The 17993-nt window shown below is 61.4% G+C and carries 18 protein-coding genes and 1 pseudogene; 10 read left to right on the top strand and 9 right to left on the bottom strand.

Annotation, left to right across the window (positions count from 1 at the left end; translation table 11 throughout):
- Positions 1-621 (top strand): NAD-binding protein (locus tag X726_RS142080; protein WP_023672797.1); only part of this gene is annotated, 621 nt, incomplete at its 5' end.
- Between the two features lie 387 nt (positions 622-1008).
- Here X726_RS142080 and X726_RS142085 read toward each other — a convergent pair.
- The 4 genes and pseudogenes from X726_RS142085 to sseA form a co-directional block, all read right to left on the bottom strand.
- On the bottom strand, positions 1009-1476 hold the full coding sequence (locus X726_RS142085) for a DUF1203 domain-containing protein (RefSeq protein ID WP_023672796.1): 468 nt from the start codon (positions 1474-1476) through the stop codon (positions 1009-1011).
- Between the two features lie 134 nt (positions 1477-1610).
- Positions 1611-1703 (bottom strand): annotated as a pseudogene (locus tag X726_RS1000000172010) (OmpA family protein); the annotation flags it as partial.
- A 31-nt stretch (positions 1704-1734) separates the two neighbouring features.
- A complete protein-coding gene (locus X726_RS142090) occupies positions 1735-2298 on the bottom strand; it encodes a GNAT family N-acetyltransferase (RefSeq protein ID WP_023682574.1) in 564 nt (187 codons plus the stop codon).
- A gap of 5 nt (positions 2299-2303) precedes the next feature.
- Positions 2304-3155: a 3-mercaptopyruvate sulfurtransferase gene (sseA, locus tag X726_RS142095; protein WP_023672794.1), complete on the bottom strand. Its 852-nt coding sequence runs from the start codon at positions 3153-3155 to the stop codon at positions 2304-2306.
- Positions 3156-3361: 206 nt separating this feature from the next.
- Between sseA and X726_RS142100 the strand changes: the two genes are divergently transcribed.
- The 3 genes from X726_RS142100 to X726_RS142110 are packed head-to-tail and all read left to right on the top strand — an operon-like array spanning position 3362 to position 5480.
- Positions 3362-3793 (top strand): hypothetical protein, encoded by a 432-nt coding sequence (locus X726_RS142100; RefSeq protein WP_023672793.1) that lies wholly within the window; start codon positions 3362-3364, stop codon positions 3791-3793.
- Positions 3793-4659 carry an alpha/beta hydrolase gene (locus X726_RS142105; protein WP_023672792.1) on the top strand — a complete coding sequence of 289 codons (867 nt, stop codon included), beginning with the start codon at positions 3793-3795 and terminating at the stop codon, positions 4657-4659. The genes X726_RS142100 and X726_RS142105 overlap by 1 nt, the downstream gene beginning before the upstream one ends.
- 32 nt (positions 4660-4691) lie before the next feature.
- Positions 4692-5480 (top strand): Stf0 family sulfotransferase, encoded by a 789-nt coding sequence (locus tag X726_RS142110; RefSeq protein ID WP_023672791.1) that lies wholly within the window; start codon positions 4692-4694, stop codon positions 5478-5480.
- Between the two features lie 9 nt (positions 5481-5489).
- Here X726_RS142110 and X726_RS142115 read toward each other — a convergent pair whose 3' ends face one another.
- On the bottom strand, positions 5490-6125 hold the full coding sequence (locus X726_RS142115; RefSeq protein WP_023672790.1) for a cytochrome P450: 636 nt from the start codon (positions 6123-6125) through the stop codon (positions 5490-5492).
- A 759-nt stretch (positions 6126-6884) separates the two neighbouring features.
- Between X726_RS142115 and X726_RS142125 the strand changes: the two genes are divergently transcribed.
- The gene (locus tag X726_RS142125) at positions 6885-7811 is read left to right on the top strand and encodes an Lpg1974 family pore-forming outer membrane protein (protein WP_156931562.1); all 927 of its coding nucleotides are present in this window, start codon (positions 6885-6887) and stop codon (positions 7809-7811) included.
- A gap of 51 nt (positions 7812-7862) precedes the next feature.
- Positions 7863-8720, top strand: coding sequence for an alpha/beta hydrolase (locus X726_RS142130; RefSeq protein ID WP_023672787.1), 858 nt, complete (start codon positions 7863-7865; stop codon positions 8718-8720).
- Between the two features lie 53 nt (positions 8721-8773).
- On the opposite strand, the gene X726_RS142135 is transcribed toward X726_RS142130, so the two are convergent.
- Both X726_RS142135 and X726_RS142140 read right to left on the bottom strand, forming a co-directional pair.
- A complete protein-coding gene (locus X726_RS142135) occupies positions 8774-9517 on the bottom strand; it encodes an alanyl-tRNA editing protein (RefSeq protein WP_023672786.1) in 744 nt (247 codons plus the stop codon).
- Positions 9517-10551 (bottom strand): cysteine synthase A, encoded by a 1035-nt coding sequence (locus tag X726_RS142140; RefSeq protein WP_023672785.1) that lies wholly within the window; start codon positions 10549-10551, stop codon positions 9517-9519. The genes X726_RS142135 and X726_RS142140 overlap by 1 nt, the downstream gene beginning before the upstream one ends.
- Before the next feature lie 214 nt (positions 10552-10765).
- On the opposite strand from X726_RS142140, the gene X726_RS142145 reads away from it, so the two are divergent.
- Positions 10766-11587, top strand: a complete 822-nt coding sequence (locus tag X726_RS142145) for an SDR family oxidoreductase (RefSeq protein WP_023672784.1) — start codon at positions 10766-10768, stop codon at positions 11585-11587.
- Between the two features lie 70 nt (positions 11588-11657).
- Complete coding sequence (locus tag X726_RS142150; RefSeq protein ID WP_023672783.1) at positions 11658-12638, top strand: alpha/beta fold hydrolase; 981 nt, start codon at positions 11658-11660, stop codon at positions 12636-12638.
- 93 nt (positions 12639-12731) lie between these two features.
- On the opposite strand, the gene X726_RS142155 is transcribed toward X726_RS142150, so the two are convergent.
- Positions 12732-14135, bottom strand: a complete 1404-nt coding sequence (locus tag X726_RS142155) for a DEAD/DEAH box helicase (protein ID WP_286461048.1) — start codon at positions 14133-14135, stop codon at positions 12732-12734.
- Between the two features lie 440 nt (positions 14136-14575).
- Between X726_RS142155 and X726_RS142160 the strand changes: the two genes are divergently transcribed.
- Positions 14576-16108, top strand: coding sequence for an acyl-CoA carboxylase subunit beta (locus X726_RS142160; RefSeq protein ID WP_023672781.1), 1533 nt, complete (start codon positions 14576-14578; stop codon positions 16106-16108).
- Between the two features lie 6 nt (positions 16109-16114).
- The gene (locus X726_RS142165; protein WP_023672780.1) at positions 16115-17185 is read left to right on the top strand and encodes a M48 family metallopeptidase; all 1071 of its coding nucleotides are present in this window, start codon (positions 16115-16117) and stop codon (positions 17183-17185) included.
- A gap of 25 nt (positions 17186-17210) precedes the next feature.
- Here X726_RS142165 and X726_RS1000000169760 read toward each other — a convergent pair whose 3' ends face one another.
- Positions 17211-17888, bottom strand: coding sequence for a hypothetical protein (locus X726_RS1000000169760; RefSeq protein ID WP_156940716.1), 678 nt, complete (start codon positions 17886-17888; stop codon positions 17211-17213).
- Between the last annotated feature and the right edge of the window lie 105 nt (positions 17889-17993).

The following is a 17993-nucleotide window of genomic DNA, read 5'->3' as shown; positions in this document are numbered from 1 at the left end:
GTGCTGCCCGGCAAGGTCACCGTGCTCGGCGGCGGCGTCGTCGGCCTGCATGCCGCCCGCATGGCGGTCGGCCTCGGCGCCGACGTCACCATCATCGACCGCTCGATCCCGCGCCTGCGCCAGCTGGACGACCTCTTTACCGGCCGCGTCCACACCCGCTACTCCACAGTCGAGGCGCTTGAGGAAGAATGCTTCTCGGCCGACATCGTCGTCGGCGCCGTGCTCATCCCGGGTGCTGCTGCACCCAAGCTGGTGACCCGCGAAATGCTGTCGGGCATGAAGAAGGGCTCGGTGCTGGTCGACGTCGCTATCGACCAGGGCGGCTGCTTTGAGACTTCGCACGCCACCACCCATGCCGAGCCGACCTATGAGGTCGACGGCGTGATCCATTACTGCGTCGCCAACATGCCGGGCGCCGTGCCGGTGACCTCGGCGCACGCGCTCAACAACGCGACGCTGCATTATGGCCTGCAGCTGGCCGACAAGGGCCTGAAGGCGCTGGTCGACGACCACCATTTGCGCAACGGCCTCAATGTCCACAGGGGCAAGATCACCAATCGCGCCGTGGCCGAAGCACTCGGCTATGAGCTGGTCGAACCGAAAGTGGTTCTGGCTGCCTGACCAGACCTAAATCCTGATCTCACCTAAATTGGGAAGACTTGCTCCCGTCAGCCCGCCGGCTCATCCCGGTGGGTTTTTTCTTGCGGGCAAAACACCGGCAACAAAAAGCGGAGCCAAAGCCCCGCTTCCTCGATATCGAGATCCCCGCCGGTTCATCCGCGGTCGGCAACCCATCGACACTCACCTTTGAACGTATGAATGCGACGGCAGTACGACAGTTCGCCGCCAGTCGGCGCGCCACCGTGTGCCGGCGATAGTCGCGGCGCTGTGTGAAGCGTTTCACATCAGCCATCCGAAAAACCTGCACAGACAGGGGTGCCAACTTGACGGATCGAGCCGTCACACGGTTCCCAACTGCCCGCCAGACCAACGGCGGGCATTTTTTTGTCAGGCACGTTCGATTCGGCACTGATAGCAATTGTTGCGTGCCGAGCGGACATGGACGTAGGCGATATCGTCGCGTTCGAGCAGGGTTTCGGCCCGCGCCGTGATTGCTGAGGTCACGATGACGCCGCCACTGCCGTAGACGATGCGATTATCCCCGTCATAGCCACGCACGATGTAGTCGGGGCTTTCGAACACCTCTGGCAGCTGCTCGGTCTCGGCGGCGCGTTCGCATTCTTCCGCATGCAGGAAGATCGGACCAGTTTCAGCGTAAGGCTGCAGATCCGGGAATGGGCGATAGGCCAGAACGAGATAGACGTCGCCCCCGGCGATGTTCTTCAGACAATGCCGGCACGGCACCCCGTCGCCATCTGAAACCTTCCGCTCCGGCGTTTGCCCGTAGGCGTCCGGCCCGCCGCGCTGCAGCGCTCTCACATCTTCTGTCGGCAAGGCTTTGAACTGGACGGTCATGGCTAAATTTCCGGTGCGGTTGACCGGAAATTATGCCCCCGCCGAGGTGCTTCCCACCCGATTCCTGTCAACTGTCAGCAGCCCGGCCAGTCTCAGGCCGGACTGCTTCGGCATTGGGCAGGTCCCGCGCCGGCTCATCGGATGAAATCGTCGAAGCGGCGCAGCGTCACCCGGCGGCTGCGCCAGTTCTCGTCCTGGGTCCGCACGAGCAGGAATTCCTCGCCGTGAACGGTCGGTTCGGCCTTCAGTCGGAGAAAGTCACGGCCGCATGACGCTGGCCGAGCGCTCGGCGAACGACAGCGGATGCACGGTCTCCTTCTTTTGCGCCACCGGCGCAAAACCGAGCTTCTGGTAGAGCGGCAAGGCAGCCGGATGGTCGAGCGTACAGGTCTGCACCGTTACCCGTTTCGGCCCATACGACCATGCTGCGGCGATCGCCGCACCGAGGAACCAACGGCCGATGCCTTGCCCGGTCGCATGTTCCATCATGCCGAAATAAGCGAGTTCGACTTCCTCTGGCAAATGCGGCTTGAGGTCGAAGAACCCGGCCGGCGCGCCGTCGAGATAAAGCACCCTGATGTCGCGGTCCTCGCGGTGGATGCCGGCGGCAAGCTCGTCATCGTCCAGCCTCAGCACATTGACCCAGTGCCATTTGCGTCCGACCCGATCCATCAGATAGCGGTAGAAATGCAGCGGAATGTCCTTGGTCCTGAGCAGCGCGATCTGCCTGTTGTAGGGCAACGGCGGCGAATAGGCCGGCGGCACATGCATTTCCAGAAACGTGACCGTGACTTCGATGTCGTCCAGCGCGCCATTTTCCATCGCCATCATTCCTTGCCCGTCACCACAGGCGTGTCTGCCAGCCCGCCCCATTCCGTCCATGAGCCGTCATAGAGCCGGTTGTCGGTGTGACCGAGCGTCTCCAGCGCCAGAGTGACGACGGCCGCCGTTATGCCGGAACCGCAAGAGGTGACGACCGGTTTCGACAGATCGATACCGGCACCCTCAACGGCCTTGCGCAACTGGTCCTTCGACAACAGCGCGCCATTCTGTGACAGCGCCGAATAAGGCAAATTGTGCGCGCCGGGCATGTGGCCGGAGCGAACGCCGGCGCGAGGCTCAGGCTCGGTGCCGGTGAAACGGCCGGCGCCACGGGCGTCGGCAATCTGGCTTTCTTTCGTTTCGACGATGCGACGCATGTCGGCTAGGCTGGCGACGCGGGCGGCGTCGAAATCTGCGTGGAACACGTTTGGCGCGATCTTGGTCGGCTCCGCCGTCACCGGCCGGCCCGCCGCCTTCCAGCGGTCGAAGCCGCCATCCAGCACATAGACCTGGAACACGCCCATGACACGGAACATCCACCAGGCGCGCGGCGCCGAGAAGAAGCCCGGACCGTCATAGACGACGATGGTGTCGTCGGCCGAAATACCCATGGCGCCGACATATTGCGCGAAATGCTGCGGCGAAGGCAGCGTGTGCGGCAGCTTGGCATCTGGGTCCGAGGCCGCATCCTGGTCGAAGAAGCGCGCACCCGGGATATGCGCTGCCTCATACTCGGCGCGCGCATCGCGCTTCTGCGCCGGCAGGTACCAGGACGCATCGACGATCGTCAGGCCGGGCTCGCCAAGACGGCTCTGCAACCAGTCCGCATCGACTGTGAAAGGGCTGTCATCGGCCATCGTTGTTCTCCTGCCTTGTTGGCCGACTACTATATTTTGGCGGCCATTCGGTTCCGGATCCTGTTTGGCCCGACAATCTGAATGCGCAGCGAGCGCACGACGTAGTCAGCCGCAGCAGTGTGTTGATTCTGATTGTTTTCGTGTTTCGTGGCGAGTACGGAGTGATGGTTATGATCTGGGATGGGCGGGGTCAATAAAATCTCGACATGAGCAATCTCTTGTTTTCCCGAACTCCGAGCAATCCGGCTTCGCTCGGGCTTGTTTGCAATTTTCTTGCACACTATCCGCCTTTCGATGGTTACGAATTCGGCTTGATGGTGAAGACGCTACGCTATCAAATGGATCAGCAGACACATATGATCGGCTCGATCGACGACGTTATCGTGGCCTACGTTGGATGGATCCAGACCAGTCGCGAGATAGCGGAGGCATGGGCGAAGAATGGCGGTCCGCTCAATCCTTTTCCCGGCGGCGACGCTACCGCCGTCACGGTGCTGGCGACGCGGTCTTCGTCCCATATCCTGCCACTTATCAAGAACGCCAAGCTCATAAACCTTGACAAGTCGGTGTTCTGGAAACGCGACTTCATTGACAACCGCGGCTCGGTCAAGCGTGCCGTCCGCAAGCGCGACATCTGATGAGTTCGGCCAAGCCTGCCGAGGCACTGACGCAAGAAATACTTATCCGGCTGGATGACCGGTATGCCGCAATGTTCGTGCGCATCTGGCGGCCAGCCGGCACGCCTCACGCCACAGTTTTCTGCCTTCACGGCTTCACCGGCAATGGTGCCGATTTTAACTACCTCGCCACATTCTTGTGCCGCAATGGTTTCCTGGTTGTCTGCCCAGACCTGTTGGGGCGCGGGCGTAGCGCCTATCTGGGCTCCGGCTACGACATCAACGTCTATTCCAAGTGCCTGCGCGCGCTTGGCGAGTTCGCCGGCACGGAGAACCACTTCATCGGCACTTCGTGGGGCGGCACGATCTTGCTGTTGTTTCTGCACATGACTCGCTCCAAGGCCACGAAAATCGTTCTCAACGACGTTCCAATGCTCGGCGGGCCTAAGGTCGACGCTATGAGAGACGACGTCATGAAGGAAAGTGCGCTTAAATTTGAGAGCCGTGCGGCTGCCAAGGACTATCTGGCCACCACCAGATCCCTCATGGGGCCGGTCGAGGACGCAGTGTTCAATCGCTATGTGGAGAACCGGATCGCAGCCGGTCCCGCGGGCTTCCGGCTCGCCTATGACCCCGCAACGACGGGAAATTTTGGCGCACTGACCGGCCGCCGATACGATCTTTTCCCAATCGCTGCCAAGATCGACGCCCGCGTTCTGTTGATGTACGGCCGCGACAGCCAATTCGTCGACCGGCAGGCCATCGAGCGCACACGGCTCGCACGGCCTGATCTGTGGCTTGTCGACAACATCGATGCTGGCGATCCGCCATCGCTGATGACGCTGGACCAGGCTCTGCTCATCCTGGGGTTCCTGTCTGCGGCCTAAATCTGGCGTGTGATTGTGGGTTGGTTCCGGATATGCATTTCGACGATTTGTACAGTGAATACATCTCGGCGACCTATGATCGCCAAAGCTCAAGCGAAAATCCCGCCAAGATCCTGATTTGCACCACTCCGCGAACGGCCGGGCATTCCTATTGCCAAACCTTGCAACAGTTCGGCTTGGGAATCCCAACCGAGTATTTTCAGTGGCAGTATGCCTTGCCGCTGATGATACGCTGGTCGGCCGACAACACAATTGATCTTGAAAAACTCAACGAGCGGGCAATGGCCTATGGTCGCCAGCTCCTGGCGAAAAGGACTGAGAACGGTGTGTTCGCCGCCAAGATCTTTTTTGAAAACCTGCCATTCGCACGCAATTCAATCGGCAACGACGACGGCAACTCGTTCTATGTCTTCCTCTCAAGAAGAAACAAGGTGGATCAAACCATAAGCCTGCTTTCGATGCTCCATACTGGCCAGCCGTTCGACAGTCGGGAGACGCTGCCTGGAATCCCCAAGGTGACAATTTTGACCGAGAGGGTTGCCAGGGATACCGCCCAACATATTTTCGACAGCGAAATCAGGTGGAAAAATTACCTGAACACCCTTGATCAGAGCAGAGTGGCTGAGGTCTGCTACGAGGACTTCATCGCCAACCAGCAGGAAAACGTTTCCGCCACGATGAGCAACTGGTTCCCAGGTTTCGAGTTGAAATCAAAAGCCGTATCGACGGGTGCGCGCTATGCGCATGATGCCGAACTCAAGGCGATGATCAAAAGGCAATTTGGGGACTATGTCGCTCGGTTTTGGCAGGACCATGCCTGACCCTGCGTTTCATCGACGCGAAACACTGACGGAGGCACCCTGCGCCGGGCGCAGTGCCAGCGCATAGTCGAACCGGATGACATCGTCGGCCCGGCTAAAAGCAAACTGGCGCACAATGGCAAGGACTGCCTCCCGAACCTCCAGCCGGCCGAGACGCGCGCCACCGCACATGCGCGGTCCGGTGAGGAAAGGAATGAAGGCCCTCCGATCAAAGCTGTTGTCGAGGAACTCCTTCCGGCTGGCATCGAAGACACGCGGGTTTGACCAGAAAGCCGGGTTCTGGTGCACGCCGACGATCGACACCATGATCAATTGCCCGGCGTAGAGACGCCGACCTTCGAGAACCGTATCGGCACCGACTTCCCGGGTCAGGAACGGAATCGGCGGGAAAAAGCGCATCGTTTCGTTGATCATGCAGTCGGTATACGGCGTCTGCGCATCGCCCGAGAGAACCTCGGCATGGATACGGTCTTGCACCTGCTGGTTTGCCCCCAGTCGATCGATCACCCAAAGTGCGGTCGTCACCGATGTCTCGACGCCTGCGAAGAAGTTCATGACAAACTCCTCCACAGGCGAGAAGCCTTCGATATCTGTGGCTTCGCTTTTAAAGCGGTCCATCTCCGCAGCGGCGCGGGGATCCGCCATCAGCAGCGATGCGAAATCGNATGTAGCCGTGACTGGAGTTCAGACGTGTGCTCTTCCGATCTATTGGAGACGCCTCAGAACGTCGCGGACCCTGTCGAGCAGCAACAGCGTCGCCGCCATATCGGGAACAAGGCCGAAAGCCCGGTAAAATATGGTCATCGACGCGGCGAACAACGCTTGCTGGATGGCTGGTAGCGTGGCGTCGCTACTGGACAGACAGGTGGCGAAGATTTCCGCAACGGGATGCTGCTGCGCCGGCTTGGCGGCCGCCAAATAGACGTCCTGGGTGATGGTACGCCGGACCGACCAATCCTGATCGTTCGTGTTGAAACGGCTGAAACCGAGCGCCGAGATCAGGGAGAAGTTCTTCCGAAAGAGCTCCGGCGCCTTGACGATTGTGTCGACGGCTTCCGGATTGTCAAAGACAACCATGTTGCCGAAGTCGCTGGGCCGACCACTCGTTTCCGCCTGCCCGCCATGAGCAAAAAGCGCATAGACGAGGTTGTTGAGAACGCTTTCGATTTGTATCCGGTCGTCCATCGATGCCCCCCGCGCAGCCGTAGACACCAGGCGGCCAGCGCCGACATCTCGACCAGAAACTCCTACGCTATCATATTCGATTCGCAGAGATAAAACGGGTTCTGTGGCAAACGCGTAACACTGCCCGATAAATGATTATGGCAGCTATGACGAAAGGTGCCGCTGCGGTAGTGTGCGAGTGGGCTAATATCAATTCAGTTCGATTCCAGGCGGGGAAAAATGCGAAATCAGGTTTCAAGTAAGCTTCTTGCTACGGTTGCAGCGTCTGCCGCTTCGGTGACATCAGTTGGTGTGGTCGCGGCTCATGCCGCCGATGCACAGGTAACCGATCCTGCAGTGGTCGATTCCCGCATCAAGATTGCCTTCGAAGGCGCGGTCTATCAATCCAACGTCGACAAGCTTGGCGATACCAGCGACAAGCTCGGCAGTGGCAATGATTTCGGCGATCTCTACGGATCAGTGGCGCTCACCAAAGCGATTTCTTCGGATGTGGACTGGAGGCTCGCTGGTACTTTCCACGCCGGCCAGGACAACGACTTTAGTCTGAATGTCCCGCAAAGTGGCGGCGTCATCGGCCTGTCGTTCGGCAACAGCTACAATTTCCAGACGCTCGACTTCGATATCGGCAAGCATGTCGAGGCGCAGGGCGCCGACATCCGGTTCTTCGGCGGTCTGCGCTTGCTGCACTCCAAGGAGAAGCTGAATTTCAATGTGAGCGCCACTCCCAATGATCCGGCCGACAAGGGCGGCAACGCTGACAAGCTTGGCTCATCCGAGTTCTACGGCATCGGTCCGCGCCTCGGCGCCGAAGTCTACTATCCGCTGGGTGAAACGTGGGGTCTTACCGGTGCGGTTTCGGGCTCGGCTATGTGGGGCCGACGGACGGACAAGTTTAGCCTCCACGAACATGAGAGCGATCCAAGCGATCCTACTCCTGATCCAGATATCAACGTCAGCGAAAGCCAGCATTCCAACAAGGTTGTTACCAGCATAGACCTTTCCGGTGGCGTGACTTTCAAACCGTGGGAAAATACCACGTTCACCGCAGGCTATCGGGTCGAACAGTGGCACAATCTGCTTGAGATGGCGGACAAGAGCACCCAGACATTCAACGGCCCGTTCCTGCGCCTCGAAGTCAAGATGTAGGCCGGCGGTTCGAGCCTCCCAGCTCGGACTACTGCTTCGAACGGATTGCAATTGACGGAACAGGAAGTGGCGTTTGAATCTAGGGTTGCCGTCAATGGCAACGTCAAACTGCACTACACAGCGGCGGGCTCAGGCCCGCCGATTGTGTTTCTGCATGGCATTCCGGATCACGGAATGGGCTGGCGCCGGCAGATGCAAGCGCTCTGCGACCGATATCGGGTGATCGCGCCGGACCTGAGGGGCTTCGGACAAAGCGATGGACCACAAGGCCATGGCAACTATGCGCTGACCCACCTGGTCAACGACGTGCTGGCTGTTCTTGCAGCGGAAAAGCTGACCCAGGCCGCTATTGTCGGCCATGACTGGGGTGGCATCATCGCATGGTGGCTGGCCATACGCGTGCCGCAGGTCGTGCGCCATCTCATCCTGCTGTCGGCACCGCACCCCCGCAACTATCTGCGTGCGGTCGCCGATCCGGCCAATGCCGAGATCATCGGATATGTACGTGGCTTCCAGGTCCCGGGCGCCACCCAGATGCTGGACATCGACAAACTCGCCACCTGGGTCGCCGATCCGCAGGACAGGCAGGCCCTGACAGATTCGCTCAGGCGATCCGATCCGGAAGCGATGCTGGGCTACTACAGGGCCAACATACCGCTTGGCAGGGTGCCGGATCTGGGCCAGCTGCCTTTGGTCAAGGCGCCGACCCTTGTGCTGTTTGGCTCCGACGATCCCTATGTGCCGTCAAGCGCTTTTGACGGGACCTTCCGAGAAGTCGACAACGTTACCGCCTTGATTGCTGTGCCCGGGGCTGGCCACTTCATCCACCATCAAGCAGCCAAGTTTGTCACCGAGCAGATCGAAGCATGGGTTGAGCGATCACCGTCCAGTTTCCGACACCTTGGTTAAGCCAAGGTGTCTCAGACCGGCTGAGCAATATAGAGGCCACGTGCTATTTGACCCTAATTCGCCGGCAGCGGTCCGAAGCGAATGCGAAAACGCCGGTTTTCGCGGCCCTTCTTCTCGATCTTGCCGATATGGATTTCACCGACTTCGCCGGTGCTTTTGACATGGGTGCCGCCGCAGGGCTGGCTGTCGATCGAAGCGTTGTCGCCGATGCAGACCAGGCGGATCTTGCCGGTGCCGGCGGGCGGCCGGACATTCTTGGATTTCACCAGGCCAGGATTGGCTGCCAGTTCCTCGTCGGTGATCAGCCTGATGAAGATCGGATGATCGGCTCGCACCAGTTCCATCAGCCCGGCGGTGACGTCTTCCCTGGTGAAGCCGGCATCGGGAGCGTCGAAGTCGACGCGGCTGTCATCTTCGGAAACCGCAGCACCGGTAATCGGAAACGGACAGACTACGGTGAGCAAATGGCAAGCTGCGTGCATGCGCATCAGGAGATGCCGCCGCTCCCAGCCGATGGCGAGTTTCACCCGCTCGCCGACCTCGGGTGCCGGTTGCTCCGGCGCCGGCACATGGATGATCTCGTCCTTGGTCTCGCCGGTGATGGTGGCGGCAATGGCGATGCGGCTGCCGTCGGCGCGCTCTAATGTGCCGGTATCGCCAGGCTGGCCGCCCGATGTGGCATAGAAGATGGTCCGGTCGAGAATGATGCCGCCGCGCTCGTTGATGGCGACAACAGTGGCGTCAGCCGCTCTGAGATAGGCGTCGTCGCGAAACAGCGCTTCTGTTCTGTGCGCCATCAGGCGACCTTCTCATACGGCACCGGAATTGTGCTGCGCTCATCCATCCAGCCCGGCACCGGCAGGTTCTTCTCGCGCAGGAATTCCGGGTTGAACAGCTTCGACTGGTAGCGCGTGCCATAGTCGGCAAGGATGGTCACGATGGTGTGGCCGGGGCCAAGCTCGCGCGCCAGCCGTATCGCGCCGGCAATGTTGATGCCGGTCGAACCGCCGACGCACAGGCCTTCTTCCTGGATCAGGTCGAAGACGATCGGCAGCGCTTCCTCGTCCGGCACCTGGAACGAGAAGTCCGGCGTGAACCCATCGAGATTTGCCGTGATGCGCCCCTGCCCTATCCCTTCGGTGATCGAGCTGCCGTCGGACTTCAATTCGCCACTCGTGTAGAAGGAATAGAGCGCCGCACCTAGCGGATCGGCGAGCGCGATCTTGACGTTGCTGCTCCTGGCCTTCAGCCCGAATGCGACGCCGGCCAGCGTTCCGCCCGAACCCACCGCCGAGACGAAACCGTCGACCTTGCCGCCGGTCTGCGTCCAGATTTCTTCCGCCGTGGTGCGGATATGGCCGTCGCGATTGGCAACGTTGTCGAACTGGTTGGCCCAGATCGCGCCGTTCGGCTCCGACCTCGCCATCTGCTCGGCCAACCGCCCCGACAGTTTCACGTAATTGTTGGGGTTCTTGTAAGGCACCGCCGGCACCTCGATCAGCTCGGCGCCAAGCAGCTTGATCGTGTCCTTCTTTTCCTGGCTCTGGGTGTCGGGAATAACGATCACTGTGCGATAGCCCAGCGCCTTGGCAACCAGCGTCAGGCCGATGCCGGTATTGCCTGCCGTGCCTTCGACGATGACCCCGCCCGGCTTCAACAGCCCGCGCTGTTCGGCGTCGCGGATGATGAACAGGCCTGCGCGATCCTTGACCGACTGGCCGGGGTTCATGAACTCGGCCTTGCCCAGGATTTCGCAGCCGGTCTGCTCCGAGGCCTTGTTGAGGCGGATCAGGGGCGTGTTGCCGATCGCTTCGATCACAGAACGGGGCATCCGGGATTCCTTATGTAGCTGCGGCGAGACCCTAGAAACCCGAAGCTTGCGTTTCAAGGCAAGAATTCGCCTGGTCCAGTCGCATTTCGGGCACTGCAATCTCCCGCGGCCGGACAACGCGCGATGACGATCATTTCAACCAGTACGGAAAAGCGCTCTTTTCATTCGATTTTTTCACCGCTAGAGCACTAATGACAGATCGGCAGGGCGCAGAATGACACTTTACCGGGCCAACCCGAAGCACGGCGTCGCCTGGATAACCGGCGGCAGCAGCGGCATCGGCCGTGCGCTGGCAAAGGACCTCGCGGCAAAGGGCTTTGTCGTCGCGGTCACCGCACTCGACGGCGACCCACTCGACGCGCTCATCGTCGAGACTGCGCAGATGCCGGGACGTGTCGTCGCCTACCCTTGCGACGTCACCGATGAGCCGCGCATGGCAAGCACGGTGGCGGCGATCGAAAAGGAGCTCGGCCCGATCGTGCTCGCCGTCTTCAACGCCGGCAACTACATCGCCACGCCCGGCGAAGACCTCAGGGTCCGCGACTTTCGCCAGACCTTCGAGGTCAACTATTTCGGTATCATCAATGGCCTCGTCCCACTCATGGAGCGCATGCGCATCCGTGCGCGCGGCCATATCGTGCTTGTCGGGTCGGTCACCGCCTATTTCGGCTGGCCGACCACGGCGGCCTATGGCGGCTCGAAGGCGGCGATCAACATCCTGGCCGAGTCGCTGAAATACGATTTCGACAAGATGAATGTCCGCATCCAGGTGATGAATCCGGGCTTCATCGACACGCCGTTGACCGAAAAGAACATGCTGCCGATGCCGGGACTGATGCCGGTCAACCGCGCCTCGCGACGCATGCTGCGCGGCATCGAGCATGGCGGCTTCGAGGTTACCTTCCCTCACCGGCTGAGCTGGGGGCTGAAGCTGCTGGCACTGCTGCCAAGGCCAGTCTGCCGGTGGTTCATCAGCACGGCGACCCGCTGGACAGGGCGGCCGCTGAATTTCGACCGCAAGCCGCCGAACGAATAGCTGTCCACAGCCCGGCTGTTGCCTGACTGCACCGGCCGCCATAGGCTTTAGAATTGTTGTGGTGTCTGAGATGGGGCGACGGATCGTGCTTGCGGTGCTGGGCGTCGTCATCATCCTTGTCCTGGCCTTCCTGCTTGGTCCGCGCGTTCCCGTCGACACCACGATCCATTTCGATGACAAAGTGATCGGCGACGACCCGCAAGCGTATGTCGCGCGCGAAGAGGCTGCCGTGCCCAAAGTCCGCGACGGGCTCGAGAAAGAAATCATCTGGGCCGATCCGATGGTTCACGCCAGGACGCCATTGGCGATCGTCTATATCCATGGCTTTTCGGCATCGAAGGGCGAGGTTCGCCCGCTGGCCGACGAGGTCGCCGACCAACTCGACGCCAACCTTTTCTACACCCGCCTCACCGGTCATGGGCAGGACGGCGCCGCTATGGCGCAAGGCAGCGTCAATGCCTGGATCAATGACTATGAGGAGGCGCTCGCCATCGGCCGGGCCATCGGCGACAAGGTGATCGTCGTCGGCACCTCGACCGGTGGCTCGCTGGCGGCATGGGCGGCGACTGAGCCTGGCGCATCGGACGGCGTCGCTGCAATCGCATTCATCTCGCCGAATTTTGGCATCAGGGCTTCAGGCGCCGAGCTGCTGACCATGCCCTGGGGCAGGCAGATCGCCGAGTTCGTCGGCGGCAAGGAGCGCAGCTTTCCGACCCGCAACGCGCTGCACGAGAAATTCTGGACGCACACCTATCCAATGGCGGCCGTGCTACCGATGGCGGCGCTGACCAACCTTGCCTACGCAGCGCCTGTGGAGAAGGCAACCATACCGGCGCTGTTCATCTTCTCGGATTCCGACAAGGTGGTGCGCCAGGATCGCACCCGCGAAATCGCCGGCCGCTGGGGTGCACCGCATGAACTGGTGCCCGTCGACGACAATGGCGATCCCGACGACCACGTCATTGCCGGCGACGCGCTGTCGCCCTCGACCACGGCTTTCCTGGCGCAGCGGATCGTCGTCTGGGTCAAGGCAATTACCGGGCAGCCCTAAACGAAAAGGACGGCCGAAGCATTGCCCCGGCCGTCCTCATATACAATCGTCAGCAATCAAGCCAGGCTCGACGAGCCTGACCGGTTCGTCTGATCACGCAGCCCGCGCCGCGGGCCGCTTGCCGCCGAAGCGGCGCTTGTTGTTGCCCTTGAAGGCCTTGGCGCCTTCCGGCTTGCGCTCGCTTGCACCCGCAAAGGCCGGCTTGTCACCAAAACGCTTCTTGGCGAAGCCGTTGTTCTGGCCACCGGGCCGCCTGCCGTCGCGACGGCCATTGCGGTCGTTGCGATCGTTGGCGGGCTCGAAGCGCTCGTTCTTTTCGGCCGGATTGCGCACCGGATCCGGGCTGCCGAGATGGTCGGCAACGATCGGCAGCTTGCTGCGGATGATGCGCTCGACCTGACGCAGCTTGCTGTTTTCGGAAGGATCGCAAAGCGTGATGGCGATGCCGTCCATGCCGTTACGGCCGGTACGGCCGATGCGGTGGACATAGCTTTCGGCCTCATCCGGCAGATCGAAATTCACCACATGGCTGATGCCGGGGACGTCGATGCCGCGCGCCGCGATATCGGTCGCCACAAGAATGCGCACCGAGCCCTCGCGGAAATCGTTGAGCGCCTTCTGGCGGGCGTTCTGCGACTTGTTGCCGTGGATGACGGCGGCCTTGAAGCCGTCGCGCTCGAGGTCCTTGGTCACCCGGTCGGCGCCATGCTTGGTGCGCGAGAAGATGATGACGGACTTCATCGCTTCGTCGGCGAGCATCGTCGACAGCACCTGGCGCTTCTGCTTGGTGCGGGCAAAGACAACGCCCTGCACGATTTCGGCAGCAGCGGTGCTCTGCGGCGCGACTTCGACGCGGATCGGGTTCTTCAACAGGCCCTTCGCCAGTTCGGCGATTTCATTGGGCATGGTGGCCGAGAACAGCACCGTCTGACGGTCGGGCGCGGTCGCCTTGGCGATCCGCTTGACGTCGTTGATGAAGCCCATGTCGAGCATGCGGTCGCCCTCGTCGAGCACCAGCCATTTGGTGTCGGAGAGAATCAGGTCGCCCTCGCGCACCAGGTCGGTCAGGCGGCCGGGCGTGGCGATCAGGATGTCGACGCCGGGCGCAACCTTCTTCACCTGGCTGAAGCGCGAGACGCCGCCAAGCACGAGAGCGGTTGAGACATGCGCGCCCTTGGCGAGGATCTTGATGGTGTCCTCGATCTGGACGGCGAGTTCGCGCGTCGGCGCCAGGATCAGCGCACGGGTGGTCTTGGCCCGGCGCTTGGTGCCGAGCGCGATGATCTTCGACAGGATCGGCAGCGCGAAGGCCGCGGTCTTGCCGGAGCCGGTCTGGGCGATGCCGAAGATATCACGGCCTTCCATCTGCGGCGGGATCGCCTGCGTCTGGATCGGCTTCGGCTCGGTGAAGCCGGCGCCATGCGTCGCCTTGAGCAGCGCGCCGGTGATCCCAAGAGCTGCGAAACCGGTAAGGTCCGCAGTGGTGCCGGTCGAGATTGCGTTACCGGCTGAGGTGTTTTCGTTGGTCAAAATAGTCTTCTTTCACGCGGTCTTGGCCGCAAACATCGATGGCGGCAGGGCGCAACCTGCCGTCGAAAAATTTGATATGAAACGACAAGGCGGGCGGACGGTAACGTCCACTCGGCTGCGCTGTCGTGCCCGCAGGCGTCATGCCACGGGGCTCTTTCGCCACTTCGTGATGTATCGGAAAGAGAGGCCGATATACCGGAAAGAGGGAAAACAGACGCAACCAGTCTCATTTGTCGAGAAGGCCGGAATCTCCGGCCCAAGCGCCTATGGGCTGCATATGGCTGAGTTCGCTCCGGAATGCAAGGGGCCACATGTTGCAGCGCAATAATCGAGGCCGAAAGCGGCGCTTGCACACGCCTGCAGGCATCATTACCACAAATGCAGCTGCCATTTCTGGAGACCGAGCGATGAAGGACGTGCTGAAGGAACTCGAGCGCCGCCGCGAGATCGCCCGCATGGGTGGCGGCCAGGCCCGCATCGACGCCCAGCACAAGAAGGGCAAGCTGACGGCGCGCGAACGTACCGAGGTCTTTCTCGACGAAGGCTCGTTCGAGGAGTTCGACATGTATGTCGAGCATCGCTCGACCGACTTCGGCATGGAGAAGACCAAGATCGCCGGCGACGGCGTCGTCACCGGCTGGGGCACCGTCAACGGCCGTCCGGTCTACCTCTTCGCCAAGGATTTTACCGTGTTCGGCGGTTCGCTGTCGGAGGCGCATGCCGAAAAGGTCATCAAGGTGCAGGAGATGGCGCTGCGCAACCGCGCGCCGATCATCGGCATCTACGACGCCGGGGGCGCCCGCATCCAGGAAGGCGTGGCGGCCCTTGGCGGTTATGCCGAAATCTTCCAGCGCAACGTGCTGGCATCCGGCGTCATTCCGCAGATTTCCGTGATCATGGGCCCGTGCGCCGGCGGCGACGTCTATTCGCCGGCGATGACCGACTTCATCTTCATGGTGCGCGACACCTCCTACATGTTCGTCACCGGGCCGGATGTGGTGAAAACCGTCACCAACGAGACGGTGACGGCCGAGAGCCTTGGCGGCGCGTCCGTCCACACTACGAAATCCTCGATCGCCGACGGCGCCTACGACAATGACGTCGAGGCGCTGTTGCAGATGCGCCGGCTGGTGGATCTTTTGCCCGCGTCAAATACGTCGGAGCTTCCCGAGATCGAATGCTACCAGTCGGTCACCGACCATGACATGTCACTCGATCGGCTGATCCCCGACAACGCCAACAAGCCGTACGACATCAAGGAGCTGATCCTCAAAGTTGCCGACGAAGGCGATTTCTTCGAGATCCAGCAGAACTTTGCCAAGAATATCGTCACCGGCTTTGGCCGCGTCGAAGGCCGCACCGTCGGCTTCGTCGCCAACCAGCCGATGGTGCTGGCCGGCGTGCTCGATTCCGACGCCAGCCGCAAGGCGGCGCGCTTCGTGCGCTTCTGCGACTGTTTCTCCATCCCGATCGTCACCTTCGTCGATGTCCCCGGCTTCCTGCCCGGCACCGCGCAGGAATATGGCGGCTTGATCAAGCACGGCGCAAAACTGCTGTTCGCCTATGCCGAGGCGACCGTGCCGAAGATCACCGTCATCACCCGCAAAGCCTATGGCGGCGCCTATGACGTGATGGCCTCAAAACATCTGCGCGGCGACATGAACTATGCCTGGCCGACGGCGCAGATCGCGGTGATGGGGGCGAGAGGCGCGGTCGAGATCATCTACCGCAAGGACATCGGCGACGCCGAGAAGATCGCAGCCCACACAAAGGCTTACGAAGACCGCTTCCTGTCGCCCTTCGTCGCCGCCGAGCGCGGCTATATCGACGAAGTGATCATGCCGCACTCGACCCGCCGCCGTATTGCCCGCGCACTCAGGATGCTGCGCAACAAGGACATGCAGAACCCTTGGAAGAAGCACGACAACATCCCGTTGTAACATCCAATGTCGCGACTGATCATCAGCGCCGGTCGGCGGTTTGGCAGGTTCACGGTCCTGTTTTTCGTTGTTCCCGCCCTCGTCATCTTCTGCGTCTGGATGTCCCTGCTCGACAACCATCCGATCTGGTTTATCGCCAGCGGCTTTGTCGTCATGCCGATCGCCACCACGGCCTTGGCATTTCTGTTCGGCACATTGTTTGCGGGCTTCCGACGCAGCAAGATCAAAGGCGTCAGTGAAGCAGAAGCGCCCGGCCTGTGGGCGCTGTGGCGGAGCGTCGCCGGACCGCGCCGTGCTGCGCGCACGGTTGTCATACTAGAGGGCAACCTGAACGCCAGCGTGCGCGAAGAGCGCACGCTTCTCGGCCTTCTCGGCAATCGGCTGTTTCTAACCATTGGCATCCCTCTCCTCGCAGTGACCGACGAAAGAGCGCTTGCCGCGATCCTTGCCCATGAGGACGCGCATGTGCGCAACAAGGATACCAATGGCAGCCTCAATCTCGCTGAGTTCGAAAACGGTTTCGGATTTGTCTTCGAGTATGCCCCGCCCGGAACCACGATCACAGGCAGCCTGCTCCACGCCGCTATCGGCTGGCTGTCGCAATCGTTCGAGCGGGAAGAAATCCGGCTTTCGCGCGAAGCGGAGATCAAGGCAGATCGACACGCGGCATCCTCCGGCGACGCCGAGCACGCCGCACGCGCGCTGTTGCTTCTTGCCACGGCAGACGTGCATTTCACGGAGACGGTCTATGACCCTTTGCAGCATGAATTGCGAGGTGCTTTGCGTCCGCCGCGACCGCCGCTCGATCGCATGCTGGAAGCTGCCGGTCAGCTGCGAGAACCCAATTGCCTGAATGTTTGCGCCCGCAGGGCGTGGGCAAGCCCGGATGACGCAAAGTCCACCCATCCGTCTTGGGCTCAACGGCTGGCGGCGCTTGGCTACACGGAGCCGCCCGACCTGGACCCGATCGCCGTGACCGCGCTCTCGACGCTGCTGAACTCGAGCGTAGCACAGCGGCATATTGCGGAATTCGACACCAAATGGACTGCGCGGATGGAAGACCATCTGCAGCGCTGAACTGGTGGTCGCCCAACTCCCAGGCTCACTCCTCTTCTGCCGCCCCGAACCCCGCATCCCTGGGGGCGCTGGTCGCGCTCGCCCAAGGCGTCGCGTGGTTGTCGATGCGCATCTGGAAGATGAAATAGGTCGGCGAGCAGTAGCCGATGCCTTTCACCTTGGCGGCGCCCGGCGTGTCGGGCGGCAGCGACTGGCACATATAATCCTCGCGGCAGAAATGATCGGCCGAACAGGCGGGACGGTTGCCGCGGTTGACCGCGCCGCCGAGGCACTGGTCGAAATTGTTGGTGGCGACGCAGGTGTCGAATTTCTTGCCGCCGACCATGCCGCAAATTTCCGATGGCATCGGCTTGCCCGTCTTGAATGCGGCGAAGCTGCGGTCCTTGTCGTCGCAGGCGCGATAAGCGATGCCTGCCGGTACGCCGATTTTCGGTGGCCGGCAGGTGTAGGCGGTCCGCGAAAAGGTCGGCGCAAAAGCCGCGAACTGGCCGGTGATCTTGTAGCGGTCGTTGAACGGCTGAGACGGGTTGCTGGCGATCGACCCGGTCAGGCAGGGATGGCCCGAAAACATCTTTGGACTGTCCGTGGGCAACAGACATTGCGCCAACGCGGTATGCACGCCTGAAGCCGTCGCGAGCGGCGTGCAGACGGTGCCGCCACCGCATTGCCAGGTCGCGCCGAAGCGTCTTGCATCATCCGGCATCAGGCACGGCATCGCCATCTCGGCCGGGGCGTAGTCGACATCGCCGGCATCGGTCCATGTCGCTGGCGGCGCGAAGGACAGCGGCCGGTAGCGACCAGGCGGGCT

Source organism: Mesorhizobium sp. LSJC285A00 (genome assembly GCF_000503155.1).
Lineage (GTDB): Bacteria > Pseudomonadota > Alphaproteobacteria > Rhizobiales > Rhizobiaceae > Mesorhizobium.
The sequence above is the reverse complement of the archived record's forward strand: the minus strand, read 5'-3'. Positions and strand labels throughout refer to the sequence as shown.